Origin of the sequence: Reyranella sp. (genome assembly GCF_004297405.1) — a bacterium.
Classification (GTDB): Bacteria; Pseudomonadota; Alphaproteobacteria; order Reyranellales; family Reyranellaceae; genus Reyranella.
In genome coordinates this window covers 1-12,816 of sequence record NZ_SCVC01000049.1, presented here as the reverse complement: position 1 = coordinate 12,816, position 12,816 = coordinate 1, and the positions used below count along the sequence as shown (strand labels likewise).

General features: G+C 65.3%; 15 protein-coding genes and 1 pseudogene. 6 read left to right on the top strand and 10 right to left on the bottom strand.

Annotated features, from left to right (window positions below):
• Positions 1-20 precede the first annotated feature (20 nt).
• The 4 genes from EPO50_RS30805 to EPO50_RS30790 form a co-directional block, all read right to left on the bottom strand.
• Entirely contained in the window at positions 21-2,126 is a 2,106-nt protein-coding gene (locus EPO50_RS30805) for a DUF3363 domain-containing protein (RefSeq protein ID WP_296350826.1), read from the bottom strand.
• Between the two features lie 352 nt (positions 2,127-2,478).
• A complete protein-coding gene (locus EPO50_RS30800) occupies positions 2,479-3,297 on the bottom strand; it encodes a lytic transglycosylase domain-containing protein (protein WP_296350824.1) in 819 nt (272 codons plus the stop codon).
• A 2-nt stretch (positions 3,298-3,299) separates the two neighbouring features.
• A complete protein-coding gene (locus EPO50_RS30795; RefSeq protein ID WP_296351048.1) occupies positions 3,300-3,806 on the bottom strand; it encodes a S26 family signal peptidase in 507 nt (168 codons plus the stop codon).
• Positions 3,806-4,270, bottom strand: a complete 465-nt coding sequence (locus EPO50_RS30790; RefSeq protein ID WP_296350822.1) for a DUF2840 domain-containing protein — start codon at positions 4,268-4,270, stop codon at positions 3,806-3,808. Before EPO50_RS30790 ends, EPO50_RS30795 begins: the two co-directional genes overlap by 1 nt.
• A 212-nt stretch (positions 4,271-4,482) precedes the next feature.
• On the opposite strand from EPO50_RS30790, the gene EPO50_RS30785 reads away from it, so the two are divergent.
• From EPO50_RS30785 to EPO50_RS30765, 5 genes and pseudogenes are all read left to right on the top strand, one after another.
• The gene (locus EPO50_RS30785; RefSeq protein WP_296350821.1) at positions 4,483-5,106 is read left to right on the top strand and encodes a TnsA endonuclease N-terminal domain-containing protein; all 624 of its coding nucleotides are present in this window, start codon (positions 4,483-4,485) and stop codon (positions 5,104-5,106) included.
• On the top strand, positions 5,103-6,773 hold the full coding sequence (locus EPO50_RS30780; protein ID WP_296350819.1) for a Mu transposase C-terminal domain-containing protein: 1,671 nt from the start codon (positions 5,103-5,105) through the stop codon (positions 6,771-6,773). Before EPO50_RS30785 ends, EPO50_RS30780 begins: the two co-directional genes overlap by 4 nt.
• Positions 6,764-7,666: a TniB family NTP-binding protein gene (locus EPO50_RS30775; RefSeq protein ID WP_367268084.1), complete on the top strand. Its 903-nt coding sequence runs from the start codon at positions 6,764-6,766 to the stop codon at positions 7,664-7,666. The genes EPO50_RS30780 and EPO50_RS30775 overlap by 10 nt, the downstream gene beginning before the upstream one ends.
• Positions 7,653-8,126, top strand: a pseudogene (locus tag EPO50_RS30770) (TniQ family protein); the annotation flags it as partial. The gene EPO50_RS30775 and the pseudogene EPO50_RS30770, both read left to right, overlap by 14 nt.
• A gap of 57 nt (positions 8,127-8,183) precedes the next feature.
• Positions 8,184-9,209, top strand: a complete 1,026-nt coding sequence (locus EPO50_RS30765) for a helix-turn-helix domain-containing protein (protein WP_296351046.1) — start codon at positions 8,184-8,186, stop codon at positions 9,207-9,209.
• Between the two features lie 244 nt (positions 9,210-9,453).
• On the opposite strand, the gene EPO50_RS30760 is transcribed toward EPO50_RS30765, so the two are convergent.
• The 5 genes from EPO50_RS30760 to EPO50_RS30740 all read right to left on the bottom strand — a co-directional run bounded on the left by EPO50_RS30760 (position 9,454) and on the right by EPO50_RS30740 (position 11,955).
• On the bottom strand, positions 9,454-10,326 hold the full coding sequence (locus tag EPO50_RS30760; RefSeq protein WP_296350816.1) for a replication initiator protein A: 873 nt from the start codon (positions 10,324-10,326) through the stop codon (positions 9,454-9,456).
• 12 nt (positions 10,327-10,338) lie between these two features.
• Positions 10,339-10,620, bottom strand: a complete 282-nt coding sequence (locus EPO50_RS30755; protein WP_296350814.1) for a helix-turn-helix domain-containing protein — start codon at positions 10,618-10,620, stop codon at positions 10,339-10,341.
• A gap of 146 nt (positions 10,621-10,766) precedes the next feature.
• Positions 10,767-11,276, bottom strand: a complete 510-nt coding sequence (locus EPO50_RS30750) for a DUF2285 domain-containing protein (RefSeq protein WP_296350812.1) — start codon at positions 11,274-11,276, stop codon at positions 10,767-10,769.
• 19 nt (positions 11,277-11,295) lie between these two features.
• Positions 11,296-11,541, bottom strand: coding sequence for a DUF6499 domain-containing protein (locus tag EPO50_RS30745; protein ID WP_296350810.1), 246 nt, complete (start codon positions 11,539-11,541; stop codon positions 11,296-11,298).
• Between the two features lie 150 nt (positions 11,542-11,691).
• Positions 11,692-11,955: a DUF2285 domain-containing protein gene (locus EPO50_RS30740; RefSeq protein ID WP_296350808.1), complete on the bottom strand. Its 264-nt coding sequence runs from the start codon at positions 11,953-11,955 to the stop codon at positions 11,692-11,694.
• A 245-nt stretch (positions 11,956-12,200) separates the two neighbouring features.
• Between EPO50_RS30740 and EPO50_RS30735 the strand changes: the two genes are divergently transcribed.
• Complete coding sequence (locus tag EPO50_RS30735; protein ID WP_296350806.1) at positions 12,201-12,443, top strand: helix-turn-helix transcriptional regulator; 243 nt, start codon at positions 12,201-12,203, stop codon at positions 12,441-12,443.
• Between the two features lie 254 nt (positions 12,444-12,697).
• On the opposite strand, the gene EPO50_RS30730 is transcribed toward EPO50_RS30735, so the two are convergent.
• The coding region (locus tag EPO50_RS30730; RefSeq protein ID WP_296351044.1) for a DUF736 family protein at positions 12,698-12,816 on the bottom strand (119 nt) is incomplete at its 5' end.

Here is a 12,816-nt window from a genome sequence, read left to right as displayed (position 1 = left end):
TGCCGTTAAGGCGCATTCGCTCACCGTTCCATTCCCCGTCTTCGCCCGAACGACCAATCCACGTCGCCGCCGGACATGGCGATACCGGAGACTTGGCGACCGATACGCTGCTCGAGTGCCGGCCGCCAAGGTACCAGGCTGAAGCCGAGCCCGTCGTCGATCATGGCGAACCGGCCGCTTGAAAGCTGCGTGGAACCGACCAGCTGACCGGCGACGTGGTTACCAGGGATGGCGGGCCGCCATTCCCGGCCCCGCTGGGCGGCGAGCGCCCTGCCGGCGCGCTCGATGTCGCGGGCCTCAAGCCGCTGCATCAAATCTCTTGGCGCACGGACCCGGCCGTCGCCAAGGTCGGTGGCATAGCCCTCGTCAGCCAGCCATCGCCGACGCCTGGCCAACGCCGCCGTCACCTCCCGGCCGAAACCGTCATCCGCCAGGACGGTGCGCTGACGTGACGCCAGCTCGCGATCGAGCCAGGTCGCGCCGTCATAGGCGATTTGCTGCCCGAGGCCCGTGGGCGAGAGAACGCTGATGCGGCCGGCCGTCCGGTCCCGCGCGAGATCGTAGGCCTGCCCGCGCTCGGGCAAGTCGGCCGGAACGCGCCACTGGTCGGCGTCAATGCGCTCGACATGGCCCGCCCGGCGCAGCGCCTCTAGGCGCCGGACATGGGATCGGACGTAAGCCGCGGGATCGCCACCCAGGCGCTCGACGGTGCCAACGGCCTGCTCCAGATGCCTGGCCGGCCGATAGATGCCCTCCTTACCGGCAATCGCCAGGATGTTGCGGTCCGAGCTGCGCGGCCCGACTTGGCCGGAATCCGCCGCCACGATCATGCCTCGTTGGATATCCTCGGCTCGAGCCGGGTCGATCTCAAGGTGATGGACACGCCCGTCCACCCCGTCGATCACCAGCCGCACCCGCTCCGCCAGCTCGTCGCCGCCCAGCCCCTTGTCGAGCACACGCCCGACGATCGGCTCCGTCATCTTCCCGTGGTGCAGGACATAGCCCGCGATAGGCCGCGCGTCGGCCAACCCTTCCCGGTCCAATGCCCGGTGCATGGTCTTGATGATATCGCCGCGCTCGCCCAATTCCCGCAAGACGGGTTCGGCCCTGGGCGACACGGTCCAGCGTCCGGGTTCTATCTCGGTGGCCAAGCCCAGGCGCTCCAGCTTGCGCACCCGCTGGATCAGCAGGGCCCGGTTCTGGCGCAGGCTGTCAAGCATATCCCGGTCCGGCCGTAGGTCGGCGAACTCGCTGCGGCTCCGCTGCTCCGCGATCAGCATGCGGTCGAGCCGGGTGAAGCGGTCGGCATCGATCTCCCGCTCCAGGCCACGGGAAACCTCCTGCTCGGTCTGCCGGCCGAGTTCCAGGGTCACCACCTCGCCCGCCCGCTCCCGGATTCCATGGGCGATGTAGTCGCCGGCGATGTTGAGGGTCTTGCCGTCGTCGGTCATGCCCCGGACGATGATGTGGGTATGGGGATGGCCGGTGTTGTGGTGATCGACCGCGATCCAGTCGAGCCTGGTGCCGAGGTCGGCCTCCATCTGCTTCATCAGATGGCGGGTGGTGCCGCGAGGATCGGAGAGCTCGACACCATCCTCGGCCGACACGATGAACCGGAACTGATGACGATCTTCGCGGCCGCGTTCGACGAACGAACGAGCGTCCTCGACATCCCGGCTCGCCGAATAGACTTGGCCCCTCTCCCCGTCCTTCGTCACACCATCGCGCTGGAGATAGCGTAGGTGAGCGTCGACCGCCTTGGCGCTGACGAACTGCCGTCCCCGGGCGGCGCCGCGCTGCGGATTAAGCTTCACGACTCGTGCCTTGACCGCGACGCGCCGCGACCGTGTGCGGACACCACCGTGCCGGCTCCAGGCGCTCCGGCTCTTCAGCGCCGCCGCCACCGCCGCTCCCCGTCCCCGCGCATTGAACCGGCCGCTTCCCCTCCCGGTCCCATTCAGCCGGGAAGGATCACCGCCGGCCCGCCGGACGGCCTGTTGAACCTGGCCTGCGAAGCTGGTCGGGCGGGCCTGCACGCCGCCGGCACGGCGTCCGCCAATCCGCGCACTGCCCCTATCCCGGATCTTGCCGGGCCGGAGCCGGAAATCGTCGTCATCGCGTGCCATGCCATGACGATTGGAAGCCGCGCGAGGGCCCACAAGGGGCAGACTTCACGGATCGTCGCGGGGCGTAGAAAAGGTCGTTCCAGCGTAGCGGCGGGAGGCTAGGCCTTCGAGCGACGGCGCTCGAAGCGTTGAACTCAAACAATAAATCGATCCAAGCGCCGCTCGCGCATCGCAACAAGCTGACGCGAGCCCTTCAAGAAACAACGTGCAGACAGGCTTTCAGGCGCATGGCGCCGGCAGCGGGCCAACCCGCTTTATCTTGCCGTCCATGATCCTGGGGCCTCCGAGCGACAATCCGCACAGGCACGCTTGCACGAACGACTGAACGCATACGATTGTAGGGCGCTTCGCATTACGGCAGCCGCTTTGCGTCCTCACGACGGACAAACAGTCCGCCAGTTTGTGGTGCCAGCGCAGATACGCCGGTAACGGAACGGCTATCCGATGTTCGGTCTGGTGGCACTTCTGATCGTAACGGCCTGGCTGAAGGACTGCGCGGACCACGCACCGCAAACAGCGGCGACACCTGCCACGATAGGGTGCGGCGCCTGACGGCAACCATGCCACCGGGATGCCCTTCTCCGATCAGCGGTGCGAGCGTCGCGACGTAGAGCTGGGTCTCGGCCGGCAGCTCGCGGCCCGTCGCAAGGTACTCGTCATAGCGCGCAGGACCTGCATTGTAGGCGGCCAGGAAACCTGGCGAGCCATAGCGGGCATGCATCTCGCGCAAGTACGCTGCGCCGGCAAGGATGTTGTCGCGTGGATCATAGGGATTGTCACCGAGACCATGCCGGACACGCAAACCAGCCCAGGTTTCGGGCATGACCTGCATCAACCCCATCGCGCCTTGGGGCGACAGAGCCAGCACGTCACCACCGCTTTCGATCGCCATCACCGCTCCGATCCAGGATGCCGGTAGGCCAAATCGCTGGGCCGCTTCGCGCACGAAGCTTGCATAGGGACCAGTGTCCGGTGAAGTCTTTCGCAACACCGTAGTGGCAGATTGGGCGAGCGCGGTACCTCCGGATGATACCGCGAGTACGACAATAGGAATCGCGGCGATCGATATGATCAACCGGATGGTCTTGCGAAAGGTCTTGGCCGGGACGGAGAAAGGGTCACGACGTCCCACGTACGATCGGGCGGGCACTTCATCCTGGCGCAACTTCATGATCAATCTTCCTTTGTCCAAACTGGGTGAGCGCGACCGGTGACGGCGGATCGCGGCAGTGGCCCGAAATACCGCCCGTCCAGCGAGTCCGCCGATCGCGAATTCATCAGGAAGAGTGCGTCCTCAGGGACAACGCGGCAGCCCTGCCAGACCGGCAAAGCTCGTCCTTGGCGATCACGCTCGAGCGCCATTCCGACAGCAACCTTATCGACGGTGACGACGAGCCCATCTCGACAAACGGTCTGGCCAGGAAGCGCCAGCACATGTTTCAGCATTGGAACGCCGCGCGGCAGGTAGTTGCCAGCCGCAAGGAAGGTCGCAAGCGGTTCTGGCGGCACTACAGCTACCAGCTCAGTGAAATATCTCTCGTCAGTCATTTCGAGTAGGTAAAGCCCGACGGGAACACTGGCTGACGCATTCCACACAATCATGTGATGCGGCTTCAAGAAGGCCGGCGCCACCAGGCTGACGACACCATACGCAATCAGCAAAACACACACGTGGCGCATCACGGCTCGAATTTCTGCCGCAGCAGCCAGGCCTTGTGGCGTGCCATCGTGTAGGGCCTCAACGCTTCCCCGACCGCCAAGCGACTGTGGATATGACGCCAATAGTCCGGTGCCGCATCGGCGGGATCGACGCCCAGCCCTTCGACGATGTCGATCATCTGCAACACATGCCTGACCTTCGGCCAGCCGGAAGTCCGCAAGAGGATGTCCGCACCGGGCCGCACATAAGGGATGGTTGAGCAGGCTTCGCTCGTGCGCACCGCACGAAGGATGTCGATACGTGAAGCGATCGTGCCGTAATCGTTGGCAGCCCACCGGACGAAGCCGAAGACACTGCCGGGTGTAAACGAGAGGATCCGCCGTCGCCGGTCGAGGATCTGTTCGTCCGCCGGCCGGCCGAAGCGGATCCATCGTTCGATCTGCTTCTCGAGCCACAGCAGTTCGACATGCGTGAGATCGGTCATGCGCGGCCTCGTGGCCTAATCGGACCCGCGCCTTCTGGCCGGTCCTTTCCCGGCGAGGCTGCTATCCCCAGCGGTTGTCGGTGTTCGAGGTTTCGTGGATCGGCAGGCGAGCGAACGCGAGTCCGCACAAGGATTTGCGTGCATAGATATAGTTCCATGTTTGTGAACTGACCCCAAAATGTGCGATGATTGCGTACTGAGTCGTTTTCCAAATGGAGGGCGATCTGCGGCGCATTCCGCTCAGCCGGCGGTCGCATGTGACCGGGTTCCAGGCCCTCGCGACGGGGGTGGCGGAGCATGAGAGCGCCCTCGAGCGGGACTTCGTGACGCTCGCGAGCTTCCTGGATGCAGGGGCGGTCGTGACGGCGCAGCCGGTGACCATCCGCTTCGAGGACGAAGGCCGACAGCGGCGATATACGCCGGACTTTCGCGTCGACTGGAACGACGGCCGCTGCGAGATCGTCGAGATCAAGTACCGTGCTGACCTGCGGGCTGGATGGAGCCGCTTCCGACCGGCCTTTGCGGCTGCACGGTACTGGGCGCGCAGCAACGGTGCGCGATTCAGGATCGCCACCGAACGCGGCATCCGTGGTCCGCGGCTCGAGGCAGCGAAGCGGTTGCTGCCGCTCCGGCGCGCACCGGTTGACGCGGCATTGGCCGAACGGGCGGTTGCCCATGCCCGCGCCCATGCGGCCAGCTTCGGCGATGTGGTCGCTGCGTTGCCGGTCTCGCGTGAAGCGGGTCTCGCCGTGGTCTGGCGGCTGATTGCGCGTGGCACGCTTGTCGTCGATCTCACGATGCCGGTCACGACCGAGACACGGGTGACGACGCCATGAGCGCACCCGAGCTGTCGACGGTTGACGCTGCAGCCTGGGACGAAGCGCGTCGCTGTCTGCCGGTGATTCGCCAGTTGGCGGAGAATCCGGCGCGTAAGCGAAGCGACGTGCTGGCGGCAGCGGCTGATCTCGGCTGCGGGCCGACCCACGCTTATGCGCTGCTGCGGCGTTACCTCGCCGATGCGCGGCTCACGAGCCTGCTGCCGCACCGCCGCGGTCCCGAGCGCGGCACCTCCCTGCTTGACCAGGAGGTGGATGCGTTGATCCGCGAGGTGATCGACGCCGTCTATCTGACACGCCAGCGACCACGGATCGTTCACTTGGTCGAGGAGGTGCGGCGCCGCTGCATTGGCGAGGGTTTGCCCATTCCAGGCCGTAAGGCGATCGTGGCACGACTGCGGGCACGTTCCGCCCGCGAGATCGTCGCCAAACGAGAGGGCCCCAAGGCCGCCCGCGACCGCTATCTGCCGGCGGTCGGGTCGCTGGAAGCACACTGGCCGCTGTCGCTGATCCAGATCGACCATACGCTGGTCGACGTGATCGTGGTGGATAGCGAGACGCGAGCGCCGATCCAACGGCCATGGCTGACACTGGCGATCGACGTCTGTACGCGCTGTGTCGCCGGCTTCCATCTGTCGCTGGAGCCGCCGTCCGCGACGTCGGTCGCGCTCTGCTTGAGCCACGTGGCGCTCGCCAAAGAGAGCTGGCTGGCCGAGCGCGGCATCGACGCGGTCTGGCCGGTGCGCGGCATCCCGGAGCGGCTGCACCTGGACAACGCCAAGGAGTTCCGATCCGAGGCGCTGAAGCGGGGCTGCGAGCAATATGGGGTAGCCATCGACTACAGGCCGGTGCGGACACCGCATTATGGCGGCCATATCGAGCGGCTGATCGGCACGATGATGGGCAAGGTCCATCTGTTGCCGGGGACCACCTTCTCCGACGTACGCGCGAAGAGCGACCTGAACCCCGACAAGACGGCAGCGATGACGCTCGACGAGGTTGAACGCTGGCTCGGCCATGCGATCGCGGGCATCTATCACCGCGACCTCCACCGCGGCCTGGGGATCACGCCCCTGGCGGCCTGGCAGCGGGGCACCGCCGGTGATGGCGTGACGCCGGGGCGAGGCGAGCCGACGGCGGTGGCCGATCCGCGCCGCTTCCTGATCGACTTCCTGCCGATCGCCCGCCGCAAAGTCCGGCGCGATGGGGTGGCACTGCATGCGATCGGCTATTGGGCAGACGTGCTCAGCACCTGGATCGGTCATGCCGAGCCGATGATCATCCGCTACGATCCGCGCGATCTTAGCCGCGTCTACCTGCTCGGCCTCGACGGCACCTACTACGACTTGAGCTACCGCGATCTGCGGCGTCCGCCGATCAGCTTGTGGGAGCACCGCTTGGCGCTGAAGCGGCTGCGCGAGGACGGCCGAGCGCTGGTCGACGAGGCCGCAATCTTCCGAACGATCGAGGCGATGCGGGCGATCGCGAATGATGCTGTTCGTGCCAGCAAGATGGCGCGGCGGCAGCGCGAACGCCGTCTGCGCGTCGTGCCCGGAGGGCGCTCCGATCTGCTGCCGATTGAGCCAGATGAGGCCGATACGTTGCGGCAGATCAGGGAGGAGCTGCCGCCCCACGAGCGGATGTTCCCTGTCGAGGAATGGGAATGAGCGGAGACTATCCCCACCTGCATCCATCGGCGCGGCGCGTCGCCGACGAAGACGCTCAGTCGCGGATACGGCGCATCCGCACGGATCGATGGATCGCCTACGCACGGGCGGAGGCCGTCCTGGCGGCGCTGGAGGATCTGCTGAGCTTCCCGAAGCGGATGCGGATGCCGAACCTGCTGCTGGTCGGTTCGACGAATAACGGCAAGACGATGATCGTCGAGAAGTTCCGGCGGGCACATCCTGGGATCGCCGCGGCCGAGACCGATGACGGGGTAGCACTCCTCCCCGTGGTGAGGATGCAAATGCCGCCTGGTCCTGACGAAGGCCGGTTCTTCGGGGCAATCCTCGACGCACTGGGAATGCCGTTCAGCCCGCGCGACCGCATTGCGACCAAGCAGGACACAGCGGTCCGCGTCATGCGCGCCATGGGAGCGCGGCTGCTGGTGATCGACGAACTGCACAATCTGCTATCGGGCACGTCGATGCAGCAACGGCGGCTGCTCAATCTCCTCCGCTGGCTCGGCAACGAACTGCAGATTCCGCTGGTGGGTGTCGGCACCGCCGAGGCGCTGCGCGCAATCCGCAGCGACGACCAACTCGTCAACCGGTTCGAGCCGCTGGCTCTGCCGCTGTGGACCGATGATGACGAGTATCGCCGGCTGCTGAGCACGCTGGAGGCCGTGCTGCCGCTGCGCAAGCCGTCGCATCTTGGCGATTCCGCAATGGTGGCACGGATCCTCTCGGCATCCGAAGGCGTCCTGGGCGAGATCATCGCGGTCGTCGTCCGTGCGGCGGTTCGGGCGGTGGACACTGGTGCGGAGATGATCTCCCCGCGCATGATCGAGGGTTCAGGCTTCATCCGGCCCTCCGAGCGGCGCCGTGTTGCGGTCTGACGTGTTCGAGGTGGCTCCAGCGCCGGCGCCATCGGGCGGTCGCGCACACCTGCCGAGACACGTGGCGCCAATCGAAGGTGAGGCGCTCGTCTCCTGGATTGCAAAGCTGAGCGCGGACCTGGACATGGGGCCACGCTTGCTCTGCCGCGATGCATTCGGCGTTGATGCCAGGCGCAATCCCGAATGGTGGAGCCGCCCTGAAGCAGAGGTCTTGGAGCGAATGGAAAGTTGGACCGGTGTCAGCCGGCTCCGCCTTATCGACATGACGCTGAGCGACTGGGCCGCGACGATGGATGATGAAGAGGCGGATCGGTTCTCCGCGAGCCGTTGGCGCAGGCCGAAGGCCAGTCTTGCTCGTCCTCGCCGTCTCGATATCTGCCCGCTCTGTGTCGCCGAAGCGCCGCGCCCGCATCTCGAGTTGATTTGGATCTTGGGTTGGACAGGTGCATGCCCGCGTCACGGCGTGGTGCTCAGCGGGACATGCCCATCCTGCAGGCATGTGTTGCGGTTGCGCGGATTGAAAGACGCCGGGCCTGTCGATCTGCTTGCCTGCGGTCGCTGCGCTGCGCGCCTCAACGGCACCGGTGGCTTCGTCGCACATCCGGCAGTGCTTGATCTGCAAGCAGCCTTGATCGCCGGCAAGCGAAGCGGGACGGCAATCGTCCCGGGCGCGGGCGCGCTCGATTGGCCCACGACAATGGCGCTCGCCGACGTGCTCCTCGCCATGGTCTGGGCAAGGCGCACGAAGAAACAGCGCGACTACCTCGCGCCGAGACGGCGCGATCGCTTGTTTGCCAGCATTGGCCGAGACCTCGGGATGACGCAGGGCGAATGGGAACGCGTCCCGTGGACGAGGAACTACGGCGGATTGCTGCTGCTGGCCTGGCTGCTGAGAGACCTCGAGGTGCGCCTGCCGAGAGCCATGTCTACTCTCTGCACGCCACGCCTTGAGGGTTTGCTCAATCCGTTCACAGACCTTAACGACATCACAAAGGAGCGGCTGCGGACCATCCTCGCCGCAGCAACCGTCAAGCCGCCGAAGGGCCGTCGCGCGTGGAAGCCGTGGCTGCGCATCCTTCCTGAAAGCGCTGACGACTTGCGCGAACGCGCCATGCACGAGCGCTACAAGCATCGGCGCCAGCGGCTCAGAGCTCTGGCTGAACTCAAGGACGGGGCTTCGGTCGAGGCTGTGGCGACGCTCGTCGGCGTAACGCCGCACAGCGTCTATCGCTGGCTCCATCGAGGCGTCGCCGGCGGCCTGGAGGCTGCGTTGGAGCGCCCTACTGGCAAGCCCGCTCTGACCGGCACTCAAGCCGAAGCGTTGGCTCAGTGGATCGCTTGCGATCGTGTCCACCAGGACCGCCCAGCGATTGCCGCGCGGGCCAAGGAGGCGTTTGGCATCGAGCTCAATCTCGACGCCGCGTCGAAGCTCCTTGCCAAGCACGGCCGGGCCCCGCCGGGTCGTCGGCGCCGACTGTGGGGGCCCAAGCACGGACCTCGCCCAAGAGCTGGATCTACTCATCATCCTGCTCCCGGTCCGTGAATCCGGTTCGGGAATCCTGGAACCGGTTCACGATACTTGGCCCCGGTTCGCGAAACCTCGCCCCCCGACAGCGGTGGACAAGTCTGGTGCGTTAGACAGATTCCGAAGGAATCTGGGTTAGGGAAGTTAAGGAAGCGCGAAGCCGTTGAGGACGAAGGGAAATCTGGCGATTCGGGTCCCCGATAGCACGAGGTTCCGGTCCCCGATGGCACGAGGGTCGGCGTCCCCGTTAGCACGAGGCGAGTCACAGCTTGTCCCCAGACGGACCGACCGGCCGAGGGATGAACGGCTCGCGCGGGCTCGCCACGAACTCAAGCCGCTCGGCACCGCGGAAGCCGCGTTGGATGCAAAGCCGGTAGCCTGGAAGTGCCTGTCGGCGGACGATCTCGCGCACATCGTAGGCGAAGTGCTTGAGCGGCGAGAGGCTGCCGGACTTGGCGTGGAGATGCGAAAAATCGAAGCTCCAGCCGTCGGCCTGGCGGCCCCCGTGCTTGCGGACGATTCGGTAAAGCCAGCGCTCCAGACCACCCGTCAAATCGAAGTATGCACGGTCGATCGTGAGCACGAGCGCATCGTCCAGAACGCCGGCATAGAACCAGTCCGGGAGAATGAGCTCGAGGCCGAGCGGGCGACCGTGTGCGTCCGCAGTCTCCTTCCATTCGTTGATCCAGGAGAAGCGATGGCGCCGCCGTTCTGCTGGTTGACGGATGGAGGTCAGCACGGTGGTGGACTGGAGACGATCGAAAGCCGCCTTCAGACGATCGTAGTCCCGTGCACCGGTGCCGCGGCCGACGAACGTCAGGATCTCGTAAGGCGTGGCGGCCATCAGACGCGAGGTCTTCAAGCCGGCGTCCCGCGCCTCGACGATCTGCGACGCAGCCCAGATCAGCACATCGGCGTCCCAGATGGTCGCCATACCGTGGTCCGGCACAGCCTCGACCCGTATGGCGACCGTGCGGCTGCGGTAGTCGATGGGCCGGACACGCCTAGATTTGGCCAGAGAGAAGAACGGGTAAGCCATGAGGTCCTGGGCGTCACGCGGTGCGAGATCGCCGGGCAACGCCCTGAACAGGTCGAGCTGGTCCCGCTCGCTGATGCGCTTGTGGTTGAAGGTCAAGTTGGCCTCCGCTCAGCGCCGTACACGAGGCGCGTTGGCGAGCGGGTTCATGTGCGGCTTTGCAGGCAGCACAGTCCCGGTCCCGGGATCGGTCGTCGACGTCTTGGTCCCGCGGTCGGCCCAGGCCTTGAGATCGTCGACCGCGTACACGACTCGGCCGCCGATCTTCCGATAGGTTGGGCCCGTACCGTAGGTTCGGTGTTTCTCGAGGGTACGTCCGGAGAGGCTGAGAAAACGCGCGGCTTCCGGTGTTCGCAAAAAGCGCGGCGGCAGGCCGGCGGCAGGATCGGGCATGCGGATGGCTCCGTGGTTGTGACGAGAGCCGTCGAGAGGCGACGGCGTAACGACGGTCACGGTGGCGGAGATTTGCGGCCCGGGCGGATGACGAACTGGACCCTCAGATTGGTGATACCCCCTTCCGCGGCAATCGTCAGGGGAGGCTAGCGGATGGCGCGCAGCAGCTTTCGATAGCCCCCATCCATGATGGCCACGGCATCGGCGACCAATCGGATCGTCTGGCCCCGGACGGATGAGGTCTTCCAGGGAAATCGCGCAACCGCATCCGGACCGTAGAGCGCCATCGCCACTTCGCGATAACTTGCCCCCTCAAGGCGACCGTCCAACGCCCGGATCATGTTGAGAAGCCGTTTGCGGAGACGCGCCGTGATCTGCCAGGCAGACGGAAGCGGGCCTGCCGGGTGGCGATCGAGGCGGCGCTTGAGGCGCACCAGACCGGCAAGGCGAAGGAGAACGGTCTCATCGAGGGGTACGAGCGCCGCCATCGGCCGCGCCGTACGCTCACCCTTGAGCCACAGGGACATCGGGCCATCGGTATCATTCACGATGCATTGCCACTCGCCGCCGTGCTGTGGATCCATAGACGGACGCAGACGATCAAGCGCTTCAAAGCGATAGGCGCCTGCGAAGCCCTCGGGGGCGGGAACAAGCATCACGGCATGGGGAAGCAGCTCAGGGCGCCATGAAACCTGCGCGGCAGTCGCATCGAGCGAGGGATCGCAGGCGAAAGGAAAGCCCCCAGTTCCCTCCTACCATCTTCGGGCTCAATGCCGGTTCCTCCGGATCTTCGTCAAGCCGGTCGTAGTCATCACGGTATGCCGGGTTGCGTCGCAGGAACTCCCACGCAAATCCGGCACGATCGAGATCCTTCAGCGCATCAACGTACTCGGGCAACCTCCAATCGGGTCTCTTCGTCATCAAGGACTCCGTTACACGAACTCAGGGCTAACGGGCCTCAGCCTTTCATGCGACCAGCGGTTGTTGAAGAGCCCGAACGCCGAACGCGCGATGTCATGCGACGACGCCCCCAAGGGGATATCTAAAAGTCCTTTCGTAGGTGCTGGCCCGTCAGTTGCGCGATGCGCGCAAGAGATCACGGTAACCCTTCTCGGTCATCCACCGAGCTCGAGCCAAATGAGTGTCGTGGACCAAACGTGCGCGGTCGGGATCCATCTCCGGATCGAGCCCGAAGACAATGCGCACGACGTCTTGCCAGTCGGCGGCCTCGGCTGCTGCGTCCAGCAAGCGCAGGTAGGTCACGAAGTGCCGCTCGTCATAGCTGGTGACGACATGGCTTTCAGGAGGGCAGTCGTCAAATGCAGGTGTCGTCATCTCAAGGATCGCAGCGAGGGAAGAACATTCGTCGGAACTCCAGCCACCGCATAGCCACAGTTCACTGGCCTGTGGTGATGCAAGGCAAGCATCACATCCGTCAGTTTCCATGCTCACCAGGCGGACTTGTGAAGGCAACCGAAGCCTGATCTGCATAAAAGCATAGAGATGCAGCCGCGCCAGCAGATTGCGCCGAGTATTATAGTACGTAGCGCCAAAATACGCGATTGCCTCCTATCCTGCGGATGGACATTCGCAAGGTGTTCGGTGCCAACGTCCGTGTCTATCGACTGACAGCGGGCCTCAGCCAGGAGGCGGTTGCCGTTCGCATGGGTGTGGACCGGGCCTACGTCAGTGCGATCGAGCGAGGGCTGCAGAACGTCACTCTCCTGACGATCTGGCAACTGGCGGAGTCCTTGGATGTGCATCCGGCCGACCTGCTGGGGGAGCCGGTTCAGAATCGCGGTCGTGACCGCAAGGGATCGTAACCATCAGGCGAAGACGCCCTTCCCTCGCTTCGACCGAAGGGCGGCTTCGTGCGGCCGCCACTCCTCCTGACCGGCCGCATAGAGCCCGGTCCGGCGAAGTCGGATGCGGCCAATCCCTTCAGTCCTCGAAACCCGAGCGAATGTACAATCGATAGCTGGCAAGGGCCAAGCTCATCGCCGGCATTGAGAATACGGCCGCCCGAGCAAAGAAAAGCCCCGCCCGGTCCGCCGGGCGGGGCCTTGGGAGCCTCGGCTTACTCGCCGTTCTTCTTGCGGCTGCGCGACCAGATCAGGCTGAAGCCCTCGCCGTCCTCGTCGTCGAACAGGTTGGCGAAGATCGGGGCGTTGAAGCTCGGATCGTCGAGCTTGAGCG